The 21672-nt window shown below is 39.0% G+C and carries 25 protein-coding genes; all 25 read right to left on the bottom strand.

Features of this window, described 5'->3' with window-relative positions; genetic code table 11:
- The 25 genes from SB717_RS09595 to flgB all read right to left on the bottom strand — a co-directional run bounded on the left by SB717_RS09595 (position 1) and on the right by flgB (position 21233).
- The gene (locus SB717_RS09595) at positions 1-870 is read right to left on the bottom strand and encodes a MinD/ParA family protein (protein WP_410903622.1); all 870 of its coding nucleotides are present in this window, start codon (positions 868-870) and stop codon (positions 1-3) included.
- The gene (gene flhF, locus SB717_RS09590; RefSeq protein WP_410903621.1) at positions 863-1960 is read right to left on the bottom strand and encodes a flagellar biosynthesis GTPase FlhF; all 1098 of its coding nucleotides are present in this window, start codon (positions 1958-1960) and stop codon (positions 863-865) included. Before flhF ends, SB717_RS09595 begins: the two co-directional genes overlap by 8 nt.
- The gene (gene flhA / locus SB717_RS09585; protein WP_410903620.1) at positions 1960-3996 is read right to left on the bottom strand and encodes a flagellar biosynthesis protein FlhA; all 2037 of its coding nucleotides are present in this window, start codon (positions 3994-3996) and stop codon (positions 1960-1962) included. Before flhA ends, flhF begins: the two co-directional genes overlap by 1 nt.
- Before the next feature lie 30 nt (positions 3997-4026).
- Positions 4027-5109: a flagellar biosynthesis protein FlhB gene (flhB, locus tag SB717_RS09580; RefSeq protein WP_098622940.1), complete on the bottom strand. Its 1083-nt coding sequence runs from the start codon at positions 5107-5109 to the stop codon at positions 4027-4029.
- A 2-nt stretch (positions 5110-5111) separates the two neighbouring features.
- Positions 5112-5888 carry a flagellar biosynthetic protein FliR gene (gene fliR, locus SB717_RS09575; RefSeq protein ID WP_098622939.1) on the bottom strand — a complete coding sequence of 259 codons (777 nt, stop codon included), beginning with the start codon at positions 5886-5888 and terminating at the stop codon, positions 5112-5114.
- A 2-nt stretch (positions 5889-5890) separates the two neighbouring features.
- Positions 5891-6160: a flagellar biosynthesis protein FliQ gene (fliQ, locus tag SB717_RS09570; protein WP_016765390.1), complete on the bottom strand. Its 270-nt coding sequence runs from the start codon at positions 6158-6160 to the stop codon at positions 5891-5893.
- Positions 6161-6170: 10 nt separating this feature from the next.
- Entirely contained in the window at positions 6171-6839 is a 669-nt protein-coding gene (gene fliP / locus SB717_RS09565; RefSeq protein WP_098622938.1) for a flagellar type III secretion system pore protein FliP, read from the bottom strand.
- Positions 6832-7473, bottom strand: a complete 642-nt coding sequence (locus tag SB717_RS09560; protein ID WP_410903619.1) for a flagellar biosynthetic protein FliO — start codon at positions 7471-7473, stop codon at positions 6832-6834. The genes fliP and SB717_RS09560 overlap by 8 nt, the downstream gene beginning before the upstream one ends.
- Before the next feature lie 63 nt (positions 7474-7536).
- Positions 7537-7899: a response regulator gene (locus SB717_RS09555; RefSeq protein ID WP_045290124.1), complete on the bottom strand. Its 363-nt coding sequence runs from the start codon at positions 7897-7899 to the stop codon at positions 7537-7539.
- 21 nt (positions 7900-7920) lie between these two features.
- Positions 7921-9051, bottom strand: a complete 1131-nt coding sequence (gene fliY / locus SB717_RS09550; protein ID WP_410903618.1) for a flagellar motor switch phosphatase FliY — start codon at positions 9049-9051, stop codon at positions 7921-7923.
- Complete coding sequence (gene fliM, locus SB717_RS09545; protein ID WP_274447539.1) at positions 9041-10042, bottom strand: flagellar motor switch protein FliM; 1002 nt, start codon at positions 10040-10042, stop codon at positions 9041-9043. The genes fliY and fliM overlap by 11 nt, the downstream gene beginning before the upstream one ends.
- A 20-nt stretch (positions 10043-10062) precedes the next feature.
- A complete protein-coding gene (gene fliL / locus SB717_RS09540) occupies positions 10063-10494 on the bottom strand; it encodes a flagellar basal body-associated protein FliL (RefSeq protein ID WP_029715053.1) in 432 nt (143 codons plus the stop codon).
- 3 nt (positions 10495-10497) lie between these two features.
- Positions 10498-10707, bottom strand: coding sequence for a flagellar FlbD family protein (locus tag SB717_RS09535; RefSeq protein ID WP_098433307.1), 210 nt, complete (start codon positions 10705-10707; stop codon positions 10498-10500).
- Positions 10708-10742: 35 nt separating this feature from the next.
- Positions 10743-11537, bottom strand: coding sequence for a flagellar basal body rod protein FlgG (flgG, locus tag SB717_RS09530; protein WP_410903617.1), 795 nt, complete (start codon positions 11535-11537; stop codon positions 10743-10745).
- A gap of 25 nt (positions 11538-11562) precedes the next feature.
- Positions 11563-11991 carry a flagellar hook assembly protein FlgD gene (gene flgD, locus SB717_RS09525; protein WP_410903616.1) on the bottom strand — a complete coding sequence of 143 codons (429 nt, stop codon included), beginning with the start codon at positions 11989-11991 and terminating at the stop codon, positions 11563-11565.
- A gap of 9 nt (positions 11992-12000) precedes the next feature.
- Positions 12001-14241, bottom strand: a complete 2241-nt coding sequence (locus SB717_RS09520; RefSeq protein ID WP_410903615.1) for a flagellar hook-length control protein FliK — start codon at positions 14239-14241, stop codon at positions 12001-12003.
- 17 nt (positions 14242-14258) lie between these two features.
- Positions 14259-14891 carry a MotE family protein gene (locus SB717_RS09515; RefSeq protein ID WP_410903614.1) on the bottom strand — a complete coding sequence of 211 codons (633 nt, stop codon included), beginning with the start codon at positions 14889-14891 and terminating at the stop codon, positions 14259-14261.
- A gap of 9 nt (positions 14892-14900) precedes the next feature.
- Entirely contained in the window at positions 14901-15344 is a 444-nt protein-coding gene (fliJ, locus tag SB717_RS09510) for a flagellar export protein FliJ (RefSeq protein ID WP_410903613.1), read from the bottom strand.
- A gap of 2 nt (positions 15345-15346) precedes the next feature.
- The gene (gene fliI / locus SB717_RS09505; RefSeq protein WP_074677285.1) at positions 15347-16660 is read right to left on the bottom strand and encodes a flagellar protein export ATPase FliI; all 1314 of its coding nucleotides are present in this window, start codon (positions 16658-16660) and stop codon (positions 15347-15349) included.
- A complete protein-coding gene (gene fliH / locus SB717_RS09500; RefSeq protein WP_410903612.1) occupies positions 16635-17423 on the bottom strand; it encodes a flagellar assembly protein FliH in 789 nt (262 codons plus the stop codon). The genes fliI and fliH overlap by 26 nt, the downstream gene beginning before the upstream one ends.
- A complete protein-coding gene (fliG, locus tag SB717_RS09495) occupies positions 17416-18435 on the bottom strand; it encodes a flagellar motor switch protein FliG (protein ID WP_410903611.1) in 1020 nt (339 codons plus the stop codon). The genes fliH and fliG overlap by 8 nt, the downstream gene beginning before the upstream one ends.
- 11 nt (positions 18436-18446) lie before the next feature.
- Positions 18447-20039, bottom strand: coding sequence for a flagellar basal-body MS-ring/collar protein FliF (gene fliF / locus SB717_RS09490; protein WP_410903610.1), 1593 nt, complete (start codon positions 20037-20039; stop codon positions 18447-18449).
- A 49-nt stretch (positions 20040-20088) separates the two neighbouring features.
- The gene (gene fliE / locus SB717_RS09485; protein WP_014458432.1) at positions 20089-20379 is read right to left on the bottom strand and encodes a flagellar hook-basal body complex protein FliE; all 291 of its coding nucleotides are present in this window, start codon (positions 20377-20379) and stop codon (positions 20089-20091) included.
- Between the two features lie 12 nt (positions 20380-20391).
- Complete coding sequence (gene flgC, locus SB717_RS09480) at positions 20392-20841, bottom strand: flagellar basal body rod protein FlgC (RefSeq protein WP_410903609.1); 450 nt, start codon at positions 20839-20841, stop codon at positions 20392-20394.
- A gap of 2 nt (positions 20842-20843) precedes the next feature.
- Positions 20844-21233, bottom strand: a complete 390-nt coding sequence (gene flgB, locus SB717_RS09475) for a flagellar basal body rod protein FlgB (RefSeq protein WP_074677295.1) — start codon at positions 21231-21233, stop codon at positions 20844-20846.
- Positions 21234-21672: the final 439 nt, after the last annotated feature.

Genomic DNA, 21672 nt, shown 5'->3' with positions numbered 1-21672 from the left:
CTACCTTTCAAGAAAAAATCGTTTGAGGCGCCGAATAAACATTCCCTCGGTTTTAGCCGTTGTCCTATTGTCTTGAGGAATAAGCATATTCACCATTTCTATTAGTGATATACTCGCTTTAGATGCTGGGTTTTGAAGCAAAAAAGGCATTTGGCGATTGACCGCTTTTTGGACAGCTTGATTGTTTGGCACAATACCTAATAGAGAAATAGATATGTTCAAAAACTGCTGAACAGCTCGGTTAAATCGTTCATACGTCTCATTTCCTTCTTTGTCAGAAAGCGTCTTGTTAATAATAAGACGAACCGGTGCTGATACAGAATAGGAAGCTGCTAGCTTAATAGCAGCGTAGGCATCTGTGATAGATGTAGGTTCGGGTGTTGTGACCACGATCATTTCATCTACAGCTTTTAAAAACTTAAGCACACTTTCTGACATGCCCGCTCCCATATCAAAAATCATATAATCGTATTGATTTGTTAAAGAACTCAATTCTTGTATTAAATGAGCAAGGTCTGATGGAGACCATTCAAATACAGAGGAAACCCCTGTTCCACCAGCCACATAAGCTAAATCTTGAGGACCTTTTTTAATAATTTGCTGGATGGAAAGCTTTTTTTCTAGCAAATCAACCATCGTATAGGAAGCAGTTTGTCCAATCAAAATATCAATATTTCCCATCCCTATATCCATGTCAAAAAGAAGAACTCTTTGCTTTTTTTTCGTTAGCGCAAGAGATAAGTTTAAGGATAGATTCGACTTTCCAACTCCTCCTTTTCCACTTAACACGGCTATTGTTTTACAATTCCTTAAAGAGTTTTGATGCTTCTTTAACACTTTTTCTCTTAAAACTGCTGCTTGATCATTCATCTTTCCAATCTCCAAACACATCGTCGATAAACTCTTCTATTTTAAATGACGAAACATCTTCTGGTACATCCTGCCCGTTTGTTGTAAAAGCAGCTCGCTGGCCGTAATGATATAACATATTTAAAAGTGAGCCTTTGCGGGTGGTTTCATCTTGCTTCGTAAAAATCAAGTGATCAACAGGCAGACTAGCAAAACGTTCATATACAGCTTTCATATCTGATACTTTTGACGTTAGGGCTAAAACAAGAAACGTTTGCAAATCTTCTTGAAACGTAATAATTTTCTTTAAATCATTTACGTATTGCGGTTCTAAAAAGTTACGGCCTGCTGTGTCAATAAAAATCACATCGTATGCTTCTGTTTCCAGCAACGCTTTTTTAAAATCTGCTCCGTTATAACAAATCGTTAAAGGCGCATTCAAGATCGAAGCGTACGTCTTAAGCTGCTCAATCGCTGAAATTCTATAGGTGTCCGTTGTGATAAATGCTATTTTTTGATTTTGTTCCAAGACACACTTTGCGGCCAATTTAGCAAGAGTGGTTGTTTTACCGACACCTGTTGGCCCTACTACACTTACATATTTTTTAAAAGGACCGCTCCATTCACTTGCTTTAAACTGATTGACAAGCCAGCTTTTCGTCCACTTCATGAGTTGGTTTGAGTCAGGGCGATGTAAGTAGTAGTACTCTAGCATAGGAGCCTCCAAGTTTTCTAAAATAGCTTCGTCTATTTCTTGCAAATGCAAATAGGCAAGCACATCTTCCACTGCTTTCGGATATGAACCTGAAGAAACCTTTGGCATTTGACTCATTTGTGAGACAAGAGTATTTAACTCACTGAGCTGCTGCTTCATAAAAAATTGATTATCTTTCATACTGGGTTCTGGCGGTGCTAAGTTCTTCTTTACGCTCAGCTTTTCTACGGAATCGACAGCTGCCAATACTTCTATTTTCGCCTTAGTAAATAAGCCAAGAAAACCTCCTGTTCGAATTTGTTTTGAATGTAAAATAACCGCTTCCTCCCCTAAATCTGAACGAATGGCTTTCATAGCTTGCGGCATAGATGCTACTACGTATTTTTTTACTTTCATCAGATATCCACCACTCCAACACTTTGAACTTCAACATTTGCTTCTAGCTCGTTATATGATAAAACCGCCATATGGGTAAAATACCGCTCAGTGATTTGGCGCACGTACATCCTCACCGCAGGAGAACATAACACAATTGGAGACTGTTCTTGAAAAGAAAGTGTTTCTATTTGCTTAGCTATACTTTCCACAATAGCTTGTGAAACGTTAGGGTCTAGTGATAAATAATTCCCATGCTCCGTTTGTTGAACAGCTTCAGCCATCGTTTTTTCAACTTTTCCTGAAAGGGTAAGAACTCGAAGCAGACCTTCTTGGACCGTGTATTGACTGGTAATTTGTCTTGCGAGCCCTTGCCGGACATATTCAGTTAACAAATCGGTGTCTGACGTCATTTTTCCGTAGTCGGCCAGCACCTCAAAAATAACGGGTAAATTTCGAATTGAGACGCTTTCTTTTAAAAGTTTTGCCAGTACCCTTTGAATGTCTCCAACAGAAAGCGGATTAGGCGTTACTTCCTCAATTAAAATAGGATACGTTTCTTTTGTGTGATCAATTAGCTGCTTTGTCTCCTGCCTTCCAATCAGCTCATGCGCATACGATTTTATAACTTCTGTTATGTGCGTAGACACAACCGACGGAGGGTCCACAACGGTATACCCGAACATCTCAGCCTGCTCCTTCACCGACTCGCTAATCCATTTCGCAGGCATTTTAAAAGCCGGTTCTAACGTATCAATTCCCTCAATCAAATCATCATCCATTCCCGGACTGATTGCTAAGTAGTGATCGAGCAGCAGCTCCCCTTTTGCCACTTCATTGCCCTTTATTTTAAGACAGTATTCGTTGGGCTGAAGCTGAATGTTATCTCTGATGCGAACAACCGGAATGACTAACCCTAGCTCAAGTGCCAGCTGGCGCCTAATCATGACAATTCGATCAAGCAAATCGCCTCCTTGATTCGCATCAGCAAGCGGAATTAATGCATACCCAAATTCAAATTCAATCGGATCAACGCTTAATAGATTGACAACACTCTCTGGACTTTTCATCTCATTGTCTTCTAGCTCTTCTTCAGTAGGCGCCATTTCTTCACGAACCGCCTGATTTTTAGCCTGAGACAAATAATAGCCTCCCACTCCTAATAAAATAGCAATAGGCATTGTAATGACATCATTAATTGGCGTGATTAAACCAAGAGCCGCAATTGTTCCCCCAGTTACATAAAGCACAACGGGAAAAGCAAACAGCTGCCGTGTAATATCTTCGCTCAAATTGCCTGTTGAAGCAGCTCTCGTGACGATAATCCCCGTCGCTGTTGAAATCATGAGGGCTGGAATTTGACTCACTAATCCATCGCCTACTGTTAACAAAGTAAAGGTTTGGGATGCTTCAGTGATGGACATTCCCATTTGCAGCATGCCGATAATAATTCCAAACAAGATGTTAATAAGGGTAATGACAATCCCTGCAATGGCATCACCTTTGACGAATTTACTAGCTCCATCCATTGCTCCGTAAAAATCTGCTTCGCGCTGAATTTTTTCACGGCGGTCAATTGCTTGTTTTTCTGAAATCATACCTGCATTTAAATCCGCATCAATGCTCATTTGTTTCCCTGGCATCGCATCCAAGGTAAAACGTGCGGCTACTTCAGAAACACGCTCCGCTCCTTTTGTGATAACAAGAAACTGAATGATAATTAAAATAATGAAGACAACAAACCCCACTAACGGATTTCCTCCAATCACGAAGTGGCCAAATGTTTCCACTACTCCGCCTGCTTCTCCTGTTCCTAAAATGGAACGTGTTGTCGATACGTTCAAACCTAATCGAAACAGCGTAAGGACCAGTAGCAAAGACGGAAACACCGATAGCTCTAAAGGTTCTTTCATATTCATGGAAACGAGCAGTACAAGCAGCGCAAGAGAAATGTTAATCATGATTAAAATACTTAATAACCATGAAGGCAACGGAATAACAAGCATAACGATAATGAGTACAACACCTATAACAACTGGCAGTTCTCTTGCAGACATTAATTTTTCTCTCCTTACAATAGCTTAACGTTACATTTTATTTTGAATGCGGTATACGTAAGCTAATATTTCAGCCACCGCTTTAAAAAACTCTTCTGGAACCGCATCCCCTACTTTGGTTTGATCAAAAAGCGCTCTTGCCAGCGGGCGGTTCTCTACCATGATAATTTCATGACTTTTGGCAATTCCTTTAATCTTTTGAGCAATAAAATCTACGCCGCTGGCTACAACATAGGGAGCATCCATTTTTTCTTCATCATATTTTAAAGCAATGGCATAATGAGTAGGGTTTGTAATGACGACATCTGCTTTTGGAACTTCTTGCATCATGCGAGACATTGCCATTTCCCGCTGCTTTTGCTTTATTTTTGATTTGATTAGAGGATCTCCTTCAATGTTTTTATGTTCATCTTTGATATCTTGCTTTGACATTCGGATATTTTTCTCGAAATCAAACTTTTGGTACAAATAATCAAGCAGCGATAAAAATAAAAGCATAAGCGAGGCTGCAAGCCCCATTTGAAAAACAAGCTTAGACAGAACAACCAGCGAGTCCCCTATACTTTTTTGAGATAAATTTAATACATCTTCTATGTGAATCCATAAGATAAAAAACGTGACGGCTCCGATACACATAATTTTCAGCGTTGACTTGATTAGTTCTACCAGCGCTCTCACGGCAAAAATCCGTTTGGCTCCGCTAATAGGGTTAATCTTTTCTAACTTAGGCTGAAGGGACTCCGTGGAAAAAAGAATGCCAACCTGCATATAATTCGCTCCGAGCGCAGCAACAAAAGCTGCGAGCATGACAGGACCCGCTGCAAGAGCAATTGAAGGAAGAAGATGCTTAAACATCGCAAATACGCGCTCTGCCGTCACTTCCTCAAGCATATACGTTTGAAAAGCTTCTCTTAACAGCTTCATCATTTGCTGTAAAAATTGTTTGGCTCCAAACAAAAAATAAAGAAAAACCATTAAAAGAATGAGCGCAGTGGTAACGTCTTGACTTTTAGCTACCTGTCCTTTTTTTCGAGAGTCCTGCTTTTTTTTAGGTGTAGCTTTTTCCGTTTTTTCTCCTGCAAAAAATTGCAAATCAACTTTTACTAAAAACAAAGCTACCCCCCTCCTAATATGCGGATCATCGCGCGCATCGCTTCTATCATTTGTTCAAATATGATTTGCATCATATAAAACATGCTCCCCATCACTGCCATTAGTAAAATAAAGGCAACGATGATTTTCACGGGAAATCCCACTACGAAAATATTTAACTGCGGAACCGTTCTCGCAACGATGCCAAGCGCGATATCGACTAAAAATAATGAACCAACCAAAGGCAAAGACATTTGAACAGCTACTAAAAACATCGATGAAAAAACAGTTATGATGTGTGTAGCAAATGCTTGGCTTCCAACAGGGAAAGCTACTTTGTCTAACGGAATAATTAAATAACTATTATAAATGCCATCTATTAATAAATGATGTCCATTGGTCGATAATAAAAATAGAAGAGCAAATACATATAAATATTGACCTAGTATCGGACTTTGCGCCCCTGTCTGCGGGTCTATTACATTGGCAATGGCAAACCCAATTTGAAAATCGATGAGACCTCCGGCAATTTGAATAGCCATAATAAATACATACGCAGTCAAACCAATAAACAACCCAACAGCACATTCTTTTACTACTAAAAGTACAAACTGTGCATCTAACGAAACGACGGGTAAATCAATCGTTGTCGCAATAATGACGGATAGCGAGGCAGACAAACCTACCTTATGAACTGCAGGAATCGTTTTGTATGAAAATAGCGGAACCGTGATAAAAAAAGACGTTACCCGCACTAATACTAGTAAAAACGCGGGATAGGATAAGATCAACTGACTCATAGCTATCCTACGTACCGATACAGATTTGAAAAAATTTCATATGTAAATGAAATCATTTTCGATAACATCCACGGACCAAAAAATACAATCCCTACTAAGACCGCTACAATCTTAGGAACAAAAGCAAGAGTTTGCTCTTGAATTTGGGTAGTTGCTTGAAAAATACTAATAATGAGCCCGACTACAAGGGCCAGCAGTAATAAAGGACCAGATACAATTAAAATCGTATACACGCCTTTTTCTGCTAACGAAATGACAAATTCTCCATTCATTGTCTACCACCTATTGAAAACTTATTAATAATGATTTAACAACTAAATTCCAGCCGTCAACCAGTACAAATAGTAAAATTTTAAACGGGAGCGAAATCATAACGGGAGGAAGCATCATCATTCCCATAGACATCAGCACGCTTGCTATAATCATATCGATAATGAGAAAAGGAATAAAAATCATAAATCCAATTTGAAATGCCGTCTTTAGCTCACTGATCGCATAAGCTGGAACGAGCGCAGTTAAGGGAATATCTTGAACAGAGGATGGTTTATCTATATCCGCATATTCTAAAAAAAGAGCTAAATCTTTTTGTCTTGTATGAGCACTCATAAATTCTTTCATTGGTTCAGCTGCTTTTTTATAGGCTTGATTCAACGTGATTTTTTCTTTTAAAAGGGGCTGAAGCGCCTGTTCATTTACCTGAGAAAAAGTTGGCGCCATAATAAAAAATGTTAAAAACAGCGATAACCCAACTAATATTTGATTAGGAGGCATTTGCTGTGTCCCAAGCGACGTACGTACAAATGAAAGCACAATGACAATTCGTGTAAAGCAGGTCATCATGATTAAAATTCCAGGAGCTACCGAAAACACCGTCAGCAGCAGCAAAAGCTGGACAGAAGTTGAAACATTTGTAGGACTGCTCGAGTTAAAGAGATTCATCACTTCATTCATCGTTCTTTTTGTTCCTTTCTAACTCTTTCAGTGCGTTTTGCCTTTTTATTTTCATTTCATTCATTTCTCGCTGAAAAAGCTGCTGAAAAGAATGACTAGATTTCTCTTCTTTTTTAGAAGTCAATTTTTCTAAAAAAGAAGGTAGTACGACTTTATATTCGCCCTCGTTTTTCTGTTGTTCCTCATACTGCGTGAGCAGCTGCTGTTTCTCTTTTCCTGTAATTTCTGAAAGAAGCTGCACATTTTCACCGACTCCAATGATTAAAAGCTGATCTCCAACTTTGACTACTTGTACAGATTTGCTGCTTCCAACATTTGTACCGCCCAAGTTTTGTACTATTTTATTTTTTTGAAGCAGCCTTCCTTTTTTATTAACAAATTTTAAGAGCGCAAAAAGCAGACCAATTACAAGTAAAAACGCGAATATCATCTTCACGATATCTCCAGCTGAAAGCGCAGGCGTCCCCTGGAGTTCAGTTTTTTCTTTCGAATCAGCACTCTCACTCTCTGAACACTTCTCCGTTTTTTCCAAACATTCTTTTACCGATGCAGATCCACTTTCTGCATAGACGATTTGATTTGATCCTGCTAATACGCTTATCAACAGCGCAGCAATTACGAACTTTCGCAGCAATGTCTGCCACCTCTTACTTCAACATAGTGTAAGATTAGCGGGAAAGTCCCGCCAATCTGTTGTTTATCCAATTGCTTTTGAAATTGCCTCTACTACACGATCTGCTTGAAACGGTTTAACGATAAAGTCTTTTGCCCCTGCTTGAATGGCATCAATCACCATTGCTTGCTGTCCCATAGCTGAACACATAATCACCTTAGCATCACTTTTTATGTTTTTAATTTCTTTTAAGGCCGTAATTCCGTCCATTTCAGGCATCGTAATATCCATTGTGACAAGATCTGGTGTATGCTCTTTAAATAACTCCACAGCCTGCTGGCCATCTGCCGCTTCCGCTACTACTTCATATCCGTTTTTCGTTAAAATATCTTTGATCATCATGCGCATGAATGCAGCATCATCTACAATTAAAATTCGGTTTCCCATCTCTACTCCTCCTAAAAATCATTACTTTAGTTTGTTAATACGGTCTCTTTGACTAATAATATCAGTTACGCGAACGCCAAAATTCTCGTCAATGACGACCACTTCACCTTTTGCAATTAATTTGCTATTAATCAAGATATCTACCGGTTCGCCTGCTAGTTTATCAAGTTCAATGATTGAACCAGAAGATAATGCTAAAATCTCTTGAACCGTTCGCTTAGTCCTTCCAAGCTCCACGGTTACTTGAAGCGGGATATCAAGCAGCATGTCTAAATTTCGTGAATCCCCTTGAGGAGAAGACACGTGCTCGAACTCTGAAAACGCTGCTGGCTGAACATCAACTGGTACATGAACAGGTTCTGCCTGCTGTGTTTCTTCATGCTGTATGTATTCAGCTGCTGGCTGTTCTGTTTGCTTTTCGTTAAGATCTGATTCTTTTTCAATAGAAGCTGCCGTACCTTCTGCGCTTGGAACTAAGAGCTCTTCGACCAAACTTTTGGCAAAAGATATCGATAAAAGCTGCATAATATTCGAATCGATTAATGTGCCTACCTTCAAATTAAAAGAGACTTTTACAAAGACGTCATCTTGTGGAATCAGCTCTGTACCTTCTCCTTTTTGAATATTTAAAATATCTAAGCTCGGCGGAGAGATATCAATTTTCTTTTGAAATACCGTAGACATAGACGTCGCTGCAGAACCCATCATTTGATTCATCGCTTCCTGCACTGCACTCAGCTTAATTTCATCCATAATTCCCGTCGGATTCTCACCCGTTCCACCAAGCATCAAATCTGAAATAACAGCTGCATCTTCATGTTTAATAACTAACAAATTCGTACCAGAAAAGCCTTCTGTATACTGAACTTGCACAGCGACATGAGGATTTGGAAATTCATCCGTCAGCTCTTCTTTATATACGAGCGATACAAACGGTGTGGTAATATCGACTTTTTGATTCAATAAAGCCGATAGCGCTGTTGCTGAACTGCCAAACGAAATATTTCCAATTTCGCCAAGCGCGTCTTTTTCCATTTCCGTAAAGTAATCGTCTACTTGACTTGACTTATTCGGATCTGAAAACTCGTCAAGTGAAGAAGTTCCTTTTAACAACGCGTCAATTTCATCTTGTGAAAGCATGTCATCGTTCATTCCTTTCGTTCCTCCTCTTAACATCATCTAGAATTTGCACAGCTACTTTTCGACTGACTTTTCCAGGCTGTGCAATAAATTTAGGCTGTTCTCCGACGTAAATAGTTAACGGATTATGAACGCTTGTTTGCAGTCGAATAACATCTCCTGCATCTAATGCTAGGAAATCTTCAATTGAAATATCCGCTTTTCCTAGCTCGGCTACAACCTGCAATTCCGCATCATTGATTTGTTCCTTTAGCTGCTCAACCTCTTCTACATTAGGTTCTTTTTTCGAAGATTGCATCCAGTAATGAACGGACAGTTTGGACACGATAGGCTCAAGCGTCACGTGCGGAATACATAGATTGATCATGCCCGTTTCATCTCCAATTTGTACGTTTAATGAAATGACGATGACAATTTCATTTGGTGAAATCACCTGCAAAAACTGAGGATTCACTTCAAACTCTGATGTTTCAGGTTCAATTTCCGCAATAGAACTCCAAGCTTCTCTCATACTATCTAACGTTTTCTCTAACAAGTTTCGAACCAAGCTCGTTTCAATTTCCGTTAAGTTACTAATTTCCCCACCGCTCTCACCTTGTCCCCCGAGCAAGCGGTCAAGCATCGCATAAGCAATGTTCGGATTGACTTCCATAATGATATGCCCTTCTAAAGGAGGGACAGCTATCACATTTAAGATGGTTACTTTCGGAACAGAGCGAATGAACTCCTCATACGGAATTTGATCCACTGATACAACGGACACTTGGACAACGTTACGAAGCTGCGCCGAAAAGACGTTGATTAGCATACGCGCATAATTTTCATGAATTCGCGTCAAACTGCGAATCTGATCTTTTGAAAAACGCAGCGCGCGTTTAAAATCATATGTACGAATGCGCTGTTTTTTATTTTCTTTTTTTAGCTCATCTGCATCCATCTCTCCGGTTGATAACGCGGATAACAGGGCATCAATTTCATTTTGTGATAATACATCCCCAGCCACTAGCTTCCCTCCCTTTTTCTTTACTGCAACACTTTAGACGTTGTATAAATTTTAACAACATGTCCGTTTTCCATTAATTGATCAATTTGCTTTGCAATATCTGTTTCTAACGTGCTGAGCCCTTGCGTTCCTTCAAAATCTTGAGCACTCATATCTGAGAGCCGTTTGATAATAATGTCTCTTACTTGAAAGTCTCTTTTTTGAAGCTCTGCTGCCGCTTTTTTACTATCCATTTGAATTTTAAAGGAGATGCTGATGTAGTTATTGCTTTTTAAATTGGTTTTAATATCCGTTACATCTACAGAAGCTTTAATCACATCGTCGATAGATGGACCTTTTTCAGTAGTGGCCTGCTCCGTATACTTTAACGTCACAATAACTGCAATGCTTCCTATTAAAGTAAGAGAAAGCAGGATAATAATCATCTTACTAATTAGCTTATTTTTGAACACACTTTATTCCTCCGTCGTTTGCTGCAGTCCTAATACGTTAATTCGCTGATAATAACTCGTCACTTTCTCATTCACTTCTTCAACTGAATCCTTTACCACTAGCTTTTTGTTATTTGTTAGCGTAATAGTTGTATCGGGAAATGCCTCAACCTGCTCGATGTAAAGAGCATTTAACGTAAATGTTTTGCCGTTTAGCTTCGTTAAAGTGATCATAATCAACCGGAGTAATACCTACTCCTTCCTCCCACCTATCGTTTTAGATTCACTAATTCTTGCAGTATTTCATCGGATGTTGTGATAATTCTTGTATTCGCTTGAAAACCGCGCTGTGCAACAATCATGTCCGTGAATTCCTCGGATAAATCAACGTTGGACATTTCAAGGGCGCTTGAGACGAAGGTTCCTGTACCGTTGGCTCCTGGAGCTCCTAGCAAAGGATTTCCTGAGTTTACGCTTTGAGTAAATAAATTTCCTCCTGCCTTTTGGAGTCCTTCACTATTTGCAAATTTAGCAAGTTCAATTGTTGGTGTATTTGGAGTTATATTTCCGTTAGCATCTATGATATTAACCTTCCCATTTGCTCCTATACTGTAGCTCTTACTTGTTGAAGGAATATTAATATTCCCTCCTCCAGTTTTTTGTACGTACAGTCCATCACCCGTTACCAAATTACCGCTGCTATCCAAATAAAAATTCCCTGCTCTTGTGTAATAATTTGTGCTTCCATCATTTACAACAAAATAGCCGTCACCAGAAATAGCTAAATCTAGCGGACGTCCCGTTGACTGAATGCTTCCTGCCGTTTGAACTGTATCAATCGTGCCAATCTGTGAACCTAACCCGACTTGTTTAGCATTAACACCTCCACGGTTAGCTCCCGGTGCCGTCGCTCCTGCTACCTGCTGACTTACTAAATCTTGAAACGTTGTACGTCCTTTTTTATAGCCGTATGTATTAACATTGGCAATGTTATTTCCTAGGACATCTAATTTTGTTTGAAAATTTTTCATGCCGCTGATTCCTGAATACATCGAACGTAACATAAAATCACTCCTTAAATTTGGTTGGTTAACTGCTTACTTCTAAGATATCGTTTAGCGAAAGTACCGTATGATTTTCATCGTTGATCGTAAACGATACCTCATTGTTTTTGACGGATGCTGTTGAAATGACTCCTTGCTTTTTATTTCCTTCTTCATCTAACCATGCAGCGGTTTTACCAATTAATTCGCTTCCTTTTAAAATAGGAGAAGCCTGAGACTGCGTTACAAACGTATTGAGCGCTGTGCTCATATTTGTCATTTGTTCAAGAGATGAAAACTGAGCCATTTGAGCAATAAAGTCTTTGTCTTCCATTGGATTCATTGGATCTTGATTTTGAAGCTGAGCAATCAAAAGCTTCAAAAAGTCATCTTTGCCAAGCGAGCTGTTTCCCGTTTGCTTCACTTGTGTGTCCCTATTGCTTAAATACAAGTCAGACGTAATTTCATTTGTCATTGTTATCACCTATACGTTGTAGTTAATGAGCGCTGATTCAAAAGAAGATAGAAAGGATGCCGATTCTTCCAATTGTTGTGAATCTTGATCTTCCTCTTCTTTTTTAAACGCTTCTTTGTCCTGTCTTTCTTTTTGCTGGTCGTTTTCATTGTTATACGACATCGCTTGTTCTGACAGTAGCACATCGATTTTATCAATTGATACATGCTGAGACGCGAGACCGTGCCGCAAAGTTGAAAGATTGGAGTCCAATAACTCTTTTGTTTTTGCTGACGATACGACAATTCGCGCAACCGTTTCACTGTCTTTCTGAAGCATTTCAATTGAAATCGCACCTAGCTGTTTTGGAAATAACTTAATGAGAAGCTTGGATGTTCCCTCTTCAGTACTGAGCGAAGCTTTACTCCATATTTTTTGCAGCTCGTTTACCAAATTGCTAGACTGCTGATAGTCAGATTTTGCTTGCCCTAGATAAATAAAGAACTGCTGAAGCTTAGGCATTTCTCCACTTCCAAAGGATGATGGCTGATTCTCTACTGGCGCCCCGGTTGTGTGTGTATCTGCCGGACTTTCACTATTTTTCAAAAAGCTATTGGTATCTATACTTCCGCTGGGTACAACCACATCTTTTTTCCATAGAAGCTGATTAAAAAACGGTGCTTTTTCTTCTTTAGGAAAAGCATTCATATTTTTCACAGAACTTTCTGAAGCTGTATGAACAGCGTCCACATCCACTTGTTCAACCGATACATGCTGAGACGCGAGAGCTTGCCGTATTCTGAAAAGATTGGCATCTAACAGCTCTTTTGTTTTTGCTGACGATACTACAACCTGCGCAACCCTTTCATTTTCTTGTTGAAGCACTTCAATTGAAATCGTCCCTAGCTGCTTTGGCAATAACTTAACGAAAAGCTTGGATGCCCCCTCTTCAGTACTGATCGAAGCTTTATTCCATATTTTTTCCAGCTTGTTTACCAGATCGCTAGACTGTTCATAATCTGATTTCGTTTTCCCTAAATCAATAGAAAACTGCGGCCTTTTTTCTTTTTTACCAAAAGCAGTCATATCTGTTACAGAGCTTTCTGGAGCTGCTTGAACGTCCGCCGCATCCACTTGTGCAACCGATACATGCTGAGACGCGAGAGCTTGTCGTAAACTGAAAGGGTCGGCATTTAACAGCTCTTTTGTTTTCGCTGACGATGCAGCTACTTGTGCAACCGTTTCGTTGTCTTGTTGAAACACTTCAATTGAAATCGTACCTAGCTGCTTTGGAAACAACTTAATGGAAAGCTTGGATGCTCCTTCTTCAGTACTGATCAAAGCTTTACTCCATACCTTTTGCAGCTCGTTTACCAGATTGTCAGACTGTTGATGATGAGAGTTTGCTTGTCCTAGATCAATAGAAAACTCTTGAATCTTAAGCATTTCACCAGCTCCAAAAGCTGATGGGTTATTTGCTAACATCACCCCGGCCGTTTTAGCAGTGAAAGAACTTTCACTATCTATACTTGGGTTACCTAAAACCACATCTTTTTTCCATGGAAGCTGATTCAAAAGCGGTACTTTTTCATCGTTCTGAAAAGCGGCCCTATCTCTTACAGAACTTTTTCGAGCCGCATGAACAACGGCGAAGAAACCAGCTGAGCGCTTTTCATGTAAGGTATCGGTTAATACACGTGGTTGTTTATGAATTTTCTCTATTTTTTCAGCAGCAGCTTTCTGCAAGCCTTGAAGCTGCGAATCTGAAAGCTTCACTGACTGCAGCTTCGGTTTTTGTAGTTCTCCCATCAGCTCAGCGAATTCTATTTGAAACGCAGACGACGTGTTTTTACATATAGTCAACAAGCTAGAAATAGAAGACAAATATTGTTCTTGACTGTCTGTTTTAAATGAAACAGGCTCATGCTGCATTTCTGTTAACACGTGCTGCAGCTTTAGAAGCGGCTGTTCCAAATCTAGACTACTTGGAATACTACTGATCATTTCGGCTAGATGTTCGTATAAGACAGACGGTTCAATTTCTTCATCTTCTGTTTCGCTTAACTGAATCGCCATTAACCCAACCGCCTTGAAGACGTCTTGATCTACCGCTTGTTCATCACATGATTTCTCTCCGCACGCTAAAGGCTGCACATCTAGCTGCTTAAGCTGCTGAACGATTTCTTCAAAAAAACCCTGAGTCTGACTAGCAGCTGCTTTTTCATCGCAGTTTACCTTTGATGCAGCTGCTGGACGTAGTGAAATTTCCACTGTTTTCACCTCTGCTTTTATTCATCAATCTGATCTGTTAACAATGTCGTATAGCGTGCAGCTACTTTCGGATCCATTTTTTCTAAGATTGCCGTTCTTGTACTTGCTTTGAATTGCTTAAGCATCGCCACCGCTTTGTCCTCTTTTAATTCGGCAAAAATGAGCGCTGCATTTTTAGGAGACATATTTTCATAAGTAGCAATGACATCTTTTTTAGCCAGCCGATTGTTCTTTTGTTTTTTCGCTTCGTCATCGGCTTTTTCTTCCATATCGCGCATTTCAATTTTTAGTTCATCTATTTGACGATCTTTTGTAGTGATCGTTTTCTCATAAGCTGCAACTTGCTTTTCTTTTGTGCTCAGCTTCTTTTGAAGGCTCTCAACCTGCTTTTGTATTTCTTCATTACTCTCTTGAATATTTTCATTTTTTTGTGACTGCTCACTTGATACAAATGGAATGGCGTGTGTAACAGCAGAAACTTTATCATTCACATTGACGCCTAAAAGTGTCAGGACAATGTAAGCTGCCAAGATGAGGAACACCGCTGGAATAAAGATTAAAAATAAAAACACCTGGCTTTTACTGTAAGATTTCCCATCTTCATAATTTTCTTCTTCGTACTCTTCTCTTAATTCTTTTCGTTTAGCCATGTTTTTCACCTAATTTCTATGCAGCATGTACTGCTGTAAAGACAGCTCATCCATTTGCTTCGCTTCTAACTGTTTTTCCGCTGTTATATAAGAATCGTAGTCTCTCTTTTTTAACTTTTCATACTTCTTTACTTCTATGTTCTTTTCTTCTAGCTTCAGTTTCTTTAAGTTCATTTGCTGTCTGGCAAACATGACCTCTTGTTGCAGCCTTTCAATCACTCGTTCGGCACTTGTTAAAAACTGCTGAAATGATGTAATTTCTAAAATGGAAAGCCCCTGCTTCATTTTGCCCGTATGCTGTTCAATCAGCGTTTCTTTTTCTTTTAACTTTCTATAAAGCTTTTCACCCGCTGTTTCAAACTGCTGTAAGGATTGATTATATTGAGATAGCAGTTCATCTTTTTCATTTGACTTGATTGCCATTATTTTAGATAACCTAAATTCATATGCCATATTTACTCACCTTTCACAAACAGTTCACAGAGCTTTGTTACACTTGTTTCAAATGATGGATGTTCGTTCGTTTTTTGCTTTAAAAATGCATAAATGACAGGATGATAGTGGATTGCCTCATCAATGTAAGCAGAAGATCCTCTTTTGTAGGCACCGATGTTAATTAAGTCTTCAGAATTAGCATAGGTAGCCATTAATGAACGCAGTTTTTCAGCTGCTTCTTTATGCCGTTCACTTACGATATGGTTCATCACGCGACTAACGCTTTTTAAGACATTGATGGCCGGATATTGACCTTTATTGGCCAGCTCCCGGTCTAGTACAATATGTCCGTCTATAATGCCTCGCACCGTATCCGAAATAGGTTCATTCATATCATCACCGTCTACTAATACAGTGTAAAAAGCAGTAATAGATCCATGTTGATTAGTTCCTGTACGTTCAAGCAGCCTTGGCAAGCTAGCAAAAACAGATGGTGTATAACCTTTGGTAGTGGGAGGTTCACCTACGGCTAATCCAATTTCTCTCTGAGCCATTGCTACACGGGTAACAGAATCCATCATCATCATGACGCTCAGCCCTTCATCTCGAAAGTATTCAGCAATAGAAGTAGCTGTATATGCTGCTTTCATTCGCAGTAGAGCAGGCTGATCCGAGGTAGCAACTACTACAACGGAGCGCTTTAACCCTTCCTCTCCAAGATCTCGTTCAATAAACTCTCTAACTTCTCTTCCTCGCTCGCCTACAAGGGCAATGACGTTAATATCTGCTTTTGTATTACGAGCAATCATCCCGAGCAGCGTACTTTTTCCAACACCGCTTCCTGCAAAAATACCTATGCGCTGTCCTCGACCTACGGTTAACAAACTATCAATCGTCCGTACACCTACTTCAATAGGCTGTTCAATAGGCGGACGTTCTAAGGGATTAGGGGGTTCTTGATCGGTTAAAACAAACGGCAAATAATGAGAAAGTTCAGACCCATCTAAAGGATTCCCTAAGGAATCAAGCACTTGACCTATTAACTCTTTCCCCACGCTTACCTGCAGAGGTTTTTCGGTTGTTTCCACTAGGCAGCCAGGTCCGATATATCGAACAGACGTATAAGGCATTAAAACGACGTGCTCACCGTTAAAACCAACAACTTCTGCACGAATTTTATCTCCTCGTTCACTAAGATGAATAAAGCAAACATCTCCTATTGACGTTCTAGGTCCTTTAGATTCAATCATCATTCCTACTACTCGGCTGACTTTCCCGTACCGTTTAAAAGAAGATGTGCGCGGGATTTCATAAATGAGTTGTGCGACTTTCATGTTTACTCTCCTCTAACAAACGTTCTTTTAATTTTTTCTTCATTTCCGTTAACTGACTATCAAAAGAAGCAACAAGACGCCCATAAGAGGAATCGATGACACAATCCATTTCCTGAAGATTTTCATCTGCATAAATAAACAGCCCGGTTTCTCCGTTTAGTAAATCGAACAGTTCTCGTTTATGTTCACATACATATGCATATTTTTTCGGAGAAACAAAAAGCTGGATTTCTTTATGTTCTCTAACTTCTTTTAAAGACCTTGCAACAAGCGATAAAAATGATTCATCTCTTTGAAGCTGCTCATTTAAAATCGTTTCTGCCAGGATGAAACCTAATTCAAAAATGACTTCTTCAGATTGATTTATATATTCGTAGTACTGGTTCTTGGTTTCGTCAACAATGTTTCGGGATACGGCTAATACATGTTCGTACTCTTGTTTTCCTTGAAGCAGCCCTTCTTCGTACCCTTCTTCATATCCGCGTTTTTTTTCTTGTTGAAATAGCAGCACCTTCTCTTCTTCCCACTGCTTTTTCAAACGTTCAACTTCGTTTCGAGCTTGTTTGCGGTAAGCGTCTGCCTCGACCTTTATCATTTCAGCTTCACTATGCGCTTGTTCAATAACGTGCTGTGCATTTTCTTGCTGAAGATGTTCTTCTGCCAATTCATCTTGTATCGGAAAACCAAATGGAATGACTTGAATGTGCTTAGCGTTTTCATCTGAAAGTTTATTCGTATAAGTTGATTTAATGATATTAGACAATAATATCGTCTCCTCCACCTCGAGCTAGTACAATTTCACCAGCATCTTCTAAACGTCTAATTGCAGCAACGATACGTGACTGAGCTTCCTCTACATCTTTCAAACGCACAGGGCCCATAAATTCCATTTCTTCTTTAAACGTTTCCACCATACGGCTAGACATATTTTTAAAAATAATAGATTTCACTTCTTCACTTGCTACTTTTAAGCTCAACAATAAATCATCATTTTCTACGTCTCGTATCACACGCTGAATAGAACGGTTATCGAGCGTTACAATATCCTCAAATACAAACATTCGCTGTTTGATTTCTTCTGCTAATGCCGGATTTTGAATTTCAAGCGTATCAATAATAATTTTTTCAGTCGCTCGGTCTACTCCATTTAATACTTCAACTACTGCTTCTACACCACCTGTTTGGGTATAGTCTTGGGTAACAGTAGCAGAAAGTTTTCTCTCTAAAATTTTCTCCACTTCATTAATGACTTCCGGAGACGTACTTCCCATCGTTGCAATCCGCCTTGCAATATCCGCTTGCCTTTCCTGAGGCAGTGATGATAAGATTTGTCCTGCCTGCGGCGGCTCTAAGTAAGATAAAATAAGGGCAATCGTCTGAGGATGCTCATGCTGAATAAAATTTAACAACTGCATAGGATCAGCTTTTCTGGCAAAGTCAAACGGACGAACTTGCAAAGAAGAAGTTAATCGATTGATAATCATCATAGCCTGCTCTGGTCCAAGTGCTTTTTCTAACACCTGTTTCGCATAGCTTACTCCTCCTTTTTCAAGGTAATTTTGAGCAAGCGTTATTTGTTCAAACTCATGAAGCACAGCTTCTTTTAGAGACGGCTCCAACTTTCTCACTGAAGAAATTTCAAGCGTTAGTTGCTCAATTTCATCTTCACTGAGATGTTTATAGATAGAAGCTGATACATCTGGACCGAGAGAAATCAACAAAATTGCTGCTTTTTGCTTTCCAGTTAACTCATTTTTTTGCATAGCCTTTACCATTAGCTTTCCTCCTAATCCTCACTAATCCATGTTCGCAGCAGTTTTGCAAACTCTTCTGGGTCTTGCTTCGCTAACGTTTCAAGATTGCTTTTTGTTTGCTGTTCAGCACTTAAAACAGGAGCTTTTTGTGCCGCTTCATATGCTTCAAACGTTTCATCATACCCTTCATCATATTCCTCTTCATCTAAGTTTTGACGCCTTTTCCTAACCAACAGGACAATAAGAACCACAATAACAAGCAGCAGTGCTCCTCCGATTATATACATCCATAATGGAATCGAACTTGATGTGTCGTCAGCTGTTTCTTGTCCATTAAACGGCTGAACGGAAACGGTAATCTTATCGCTGACCGCGTTATCCGAGAGAGCTTTCGTATTTGCATCTTTTGAAATAGAAGTACGGACAATTGTACCTAACATTTTTTGAACGTCTGACTCAAGCGTATCGGAAACTTGTGATTTCCCTTTTGCATTGGACGGATCTATCATTACTTGAATGCCAAGGTCTTGAATTTTGTATGGACTTTCGACGATTTCTTTATGAATTCGATTCACTTCATAATTAATTCGCTCCTCGTTTTTTTCGTAGTCTCCGTCTCCACTTGCTGTGCTAGATGAATAATTTGTTGTATCTTCTTCTCCTGTTCCAGCAACGCCTCCATCTTGAGCGTTTTTACCAGAAAATGTTTCATTAATTTTTTCAGCGCTAACGGCTATTCCTTGCATATTATCTTTATCAACAGGCTCTACTAGCTTTTCTTCGCGATTTTCCTGTGTAAAATCAAGATCTGCTGTAACAGAGACCATTACTTTGTCTTGACCGACCAGTCTTCCTAGCATTTGCTGTACTTGACGCTGAATATCTCGCTCAACTTCTTTCTTCGCTTCGTTCTGCGAAGCAAATGAGCTAGAAGCTGAATTCGTTTCGTTACCTTTTAAATCAAAGTACTCAAAATATTGGTTCATGATGACGATATTATCTGTAGGAAGATTTGGCACACTTTTGGATACTAAATGATAAAGAGATTTAATTTGCTGATCATCAAATTTATAACCAGCCTTTGTATTTAGCACAATCGATGCAGAGGCTTCTCCCTGCTTTTCATTCGCCCATACGCTTTCATTGGGAAGGGTAATCATTACCTTTGCATCGTTGACTCCTTGAATGTTTTTCATTAAGTTAGCCAATTCAGTTTGCATCGCATCGAGTTTTAACACATCAAATTCGTTATCTGTCATACCAAAGCTGGCATTTTTTCCAAAAAACGAATAGTCGATACTTCCGCTATCAGGAATTCCTTGTGCAGCTAAATCAACTTTTAGCGAGTCAACGCTTTGTTCAGGCACCGAAATGGTCGTTCCGTTATCAGAGATTTCTGAAGGAACGCTTCTAGCATCAAGCTCTGCTTTGATTTGTCCTGTTTCTTGAGCCGATAGATTGCTATAAAGAGGGACAAATTTATCCTTGTTTAAGAAAACAGATGCTAAACTAATGACTAGAACAGCCGCAAGAGGAGCAGCGATAAGGGCTATTTTCTGTCCTTTTTTGCGATTATTCCAAAAGACTTTCATCTTATCTCGATAAAGAGCTATTCTTTCATTCATGGTATTCCTCCGGTTATTACTATTTTCATTTTCTTTAATAACCGCTCAATTACATTTGCATTCTCATCATTTCCTGATAGGCTTCAACAGCTTTATTGCGTATTTCAAGAGCCGTTTGCATCGTAATACTTGCTTTTTGAGCAGTAATCATCACATCTTGGAGTTCGACATTTTCTCCTTTAGCAAGCTTTTCAGTCGCTATATCCGAAGCACGTTGAGTATTGTTCAACTCATTGATTGAGTCTTTTAAAAACGTTGAAAACTGTTGAGTTGTTTGTCCAGTGCTAGTAGAAGCTGCTGTTTTTGCTATTGCTATTTGATTGCTGATACCATTAATCATTTTATCTCTCCTTTATTTTCCAATTTCTAACGTCTTTGTTAATATACTTTTGTTTGTATTAAAGACCGTCACGTTTGCTTCATAGGATCGAGTAGCACTAATTAAATCCGTCATTTCCTTTAAGGGATCTACGTTCGGCATCTGCACGTACCCTTGGTCATTCGCATCTGGATGCGTCGGATTATATACTAAATTAAAAGGAGTATCATCTTCTACGATATCTGTGACTTTTACACCATTGTTTTGACTTTTATTGATTTCGGAGTGTAAGAGAGACGAAAAAGAAGGCGAACGATTAGACTGCATGACAACCATTTTTCTTTTGTAAGGCTGCCACTCACCATTAACGTACGTCCCTCTTGTCGTTTCAGCATTCGCCATGTTAGATGAAACAACGTCCATCCTTAAACGATTGGCAGTTAAAGCTGAAGATGTAATATTCATATTTTGAAAAATAGTCAAACTTATTTACCTCCTCTAATGACTGTTTGAAGAGAATTAAATTTTCCATTTAAACGATCTACTAGCGCCTCATAGTAAATTTGATTTTCAGCCATATCCGCCATCTCTTTATCCATATCCACATTGTTTCCATTTGCTTGATAGGAAGTGTTTCCTTGCTGGGTAATTACTCGCTGAGATGAACCGGAAAATGGGATATGTTTTGAATCAGTCTGATATGCTTCTAACTCGTTATGTAATAAATCTCGAAATTCACTCGTACGCGATACTGTTTTCGATTTATAATTTGGAGTATCAACGTTTGCGATATTTTGTGCAACCGTCTGCTGCTTTTGTGACGCATAGCTAATTCCATTTTCAATTGTTTGAAAAGTAGTTGAAAACAAACTCAATTCTTACACCTGCTTATCTATTCTATTTTCCTCAAAAATGAGACAAATTTCGACTTTAGTACCATAGAACTTATTGTAAGAAAAACTTCATGCAATGTCTATCCTTTTTTAAGAACTTTTGGACTATAAACCAAATTTTTCTTCGATTTTCCAAGCATATTTTAACATCAATGCTATACTTTAGCTCTATTTTTTAAATTCTAAATCAAAATATACACCATAAGTCCTGAACAATATGTAATAAAAGTAACGATTTGTAATCAACTAGTATCTTTTTACTATTTAAAGATTCTATAATATAATTTTTAGATTTTTATATGGAGCTTGTTAAAGATTTATAAACTAGTGAACGAATCGTCTTAACCCACAGCGAATCTTTTCGTACTGAGAGCATACAAAAAAAGCACACGCGCAAAGCCCGTGTGCTTTTTGGTTCATA

Source organism: Priestia sp. SIMBA_032 (assembly GCF_046535215.1).
GTDB classification, from domain to species: domain Bacteria; phylum Bacillota; class Bacilli; order Bacillales; family Bacillaceae_H; genus Priestia; species Priestia aryabhattai.
Note: the sequence above shows the minus strand (reverse complement) of the source record. Positions and strands in the feature narration are given on the sequence as shown.

Bases quoted from the DNA above. Each gene is read 5' to 3' on its own strand.
- SB717_RS09595 (WP_410903622.1), bottom strand. From the start codon at position 870: ATGAATGATCAAGCAGCAGTTTTAAGAGAAAAAGTGTTAAAGAAGCAT.
- flhF (WP_410903621.1), bottom strand. From the start codon at position 1,960: ATGAAAGTAAAAAAATACGTAGTAGCATCTATGCCGCAAGCTATGAAA.
- flhA (WP_410903620.1), bottom strand. From the start codon at position 3,996: ATGTCTGCAAGAGAACTGCCAGTTGTTATAGGTGTTGTACTCATTATC.
- fliR (WP_098622939.1), bottom strand. From the start codon at position 5,888: ATGAGTCAGTTGATCTTATCCTATCCCGCGTTTTTACTAGTATTAGTG.
- fliQ (WP_016765390.1), bottom strand. From the start codon at position 6,160: ATGAATGGAGAATTTGTCATTTCGTTAGCAGAAAAAGGCGTGTATACG.
- fliP (WP_098622938.1), bottom strand. From the start codon at position 6,839: ATGAATGAAGTGATGAATCTCTTTAACTCGAGCAGTCCTACAAATGTT.
- SB717_RS09555 (WP_045290124.1), bottom strand. From the start codon at position 7,899: ATGGGAAACCGAATTTTAATTGTAGATGATGCTGCATTCATGCGCATG.
- fliY (WP_410903618.1), bottom strand. From the start codon at position 9,051: ATGAACGATGACATGCTTTCACAAGATGAAATTGACGCGTTGTTAAAA.
- SB717_RS09535 (WP_098433307.1), bottom strand. From the start codon at position 10,707: ATGATCACTTTAACGAAGCTAAACGGCAAAACATTTACGTTAAATGCT.
- flgG (WP_410903617.1), bottom strand. From the start codon at position 11,537: ATGTTACGTTCGATGTATTCAGGAATCAGCGGCATGAAAAATTTTCAA.
- flgD (WP_410903616.1), bottom strand. From the start codon at position 11,991: ATGACAAATGAAATTACGTCTGACTTGTATTTAAGCAATAGGGACACA.
- SB717_RS09515 (WP_410903614.1), bottom strand. From the start codon at position 14,891: ATGGCTAAACGAAAAGAATTAAGAGAAGAGTACGAAGAAGAAAATTAT.
- fliJ (WP_410903613.1), bottom strand. From the start codon at position 15,344: ATGGCATATGAATTTAGGTTATCTAAAATAATGGCAATCAAGTCAAAT.
- fliI (WP_074677285.1), bottom strand. From the start codon at position 16,660: ATGAAAGTCGCACAACTCATTTATGAAATCCCGCGCACATCTTCTTTT.
- fliG (WP_410903611.1), bottom strand. From the start codon at position 18,435: ATGGTAAAGGCTATGCAAAAAAATGAGTTAACTGGAAAGCAAAAAGCA.
- fliF (WP_410903610.1), bottom strand. From the start codon at position 20,039: ATGAATGAAAGAATAGCTCTTTATCGAGATAAGATGAAAGTCTTTTGG.
- fliE (WP_014458432.1), bottom strand. From the start codon at position 20,379: ATGATTAATGGTATCAGCAATCAAATAGCAATAGCAAAAACAGCAGCT.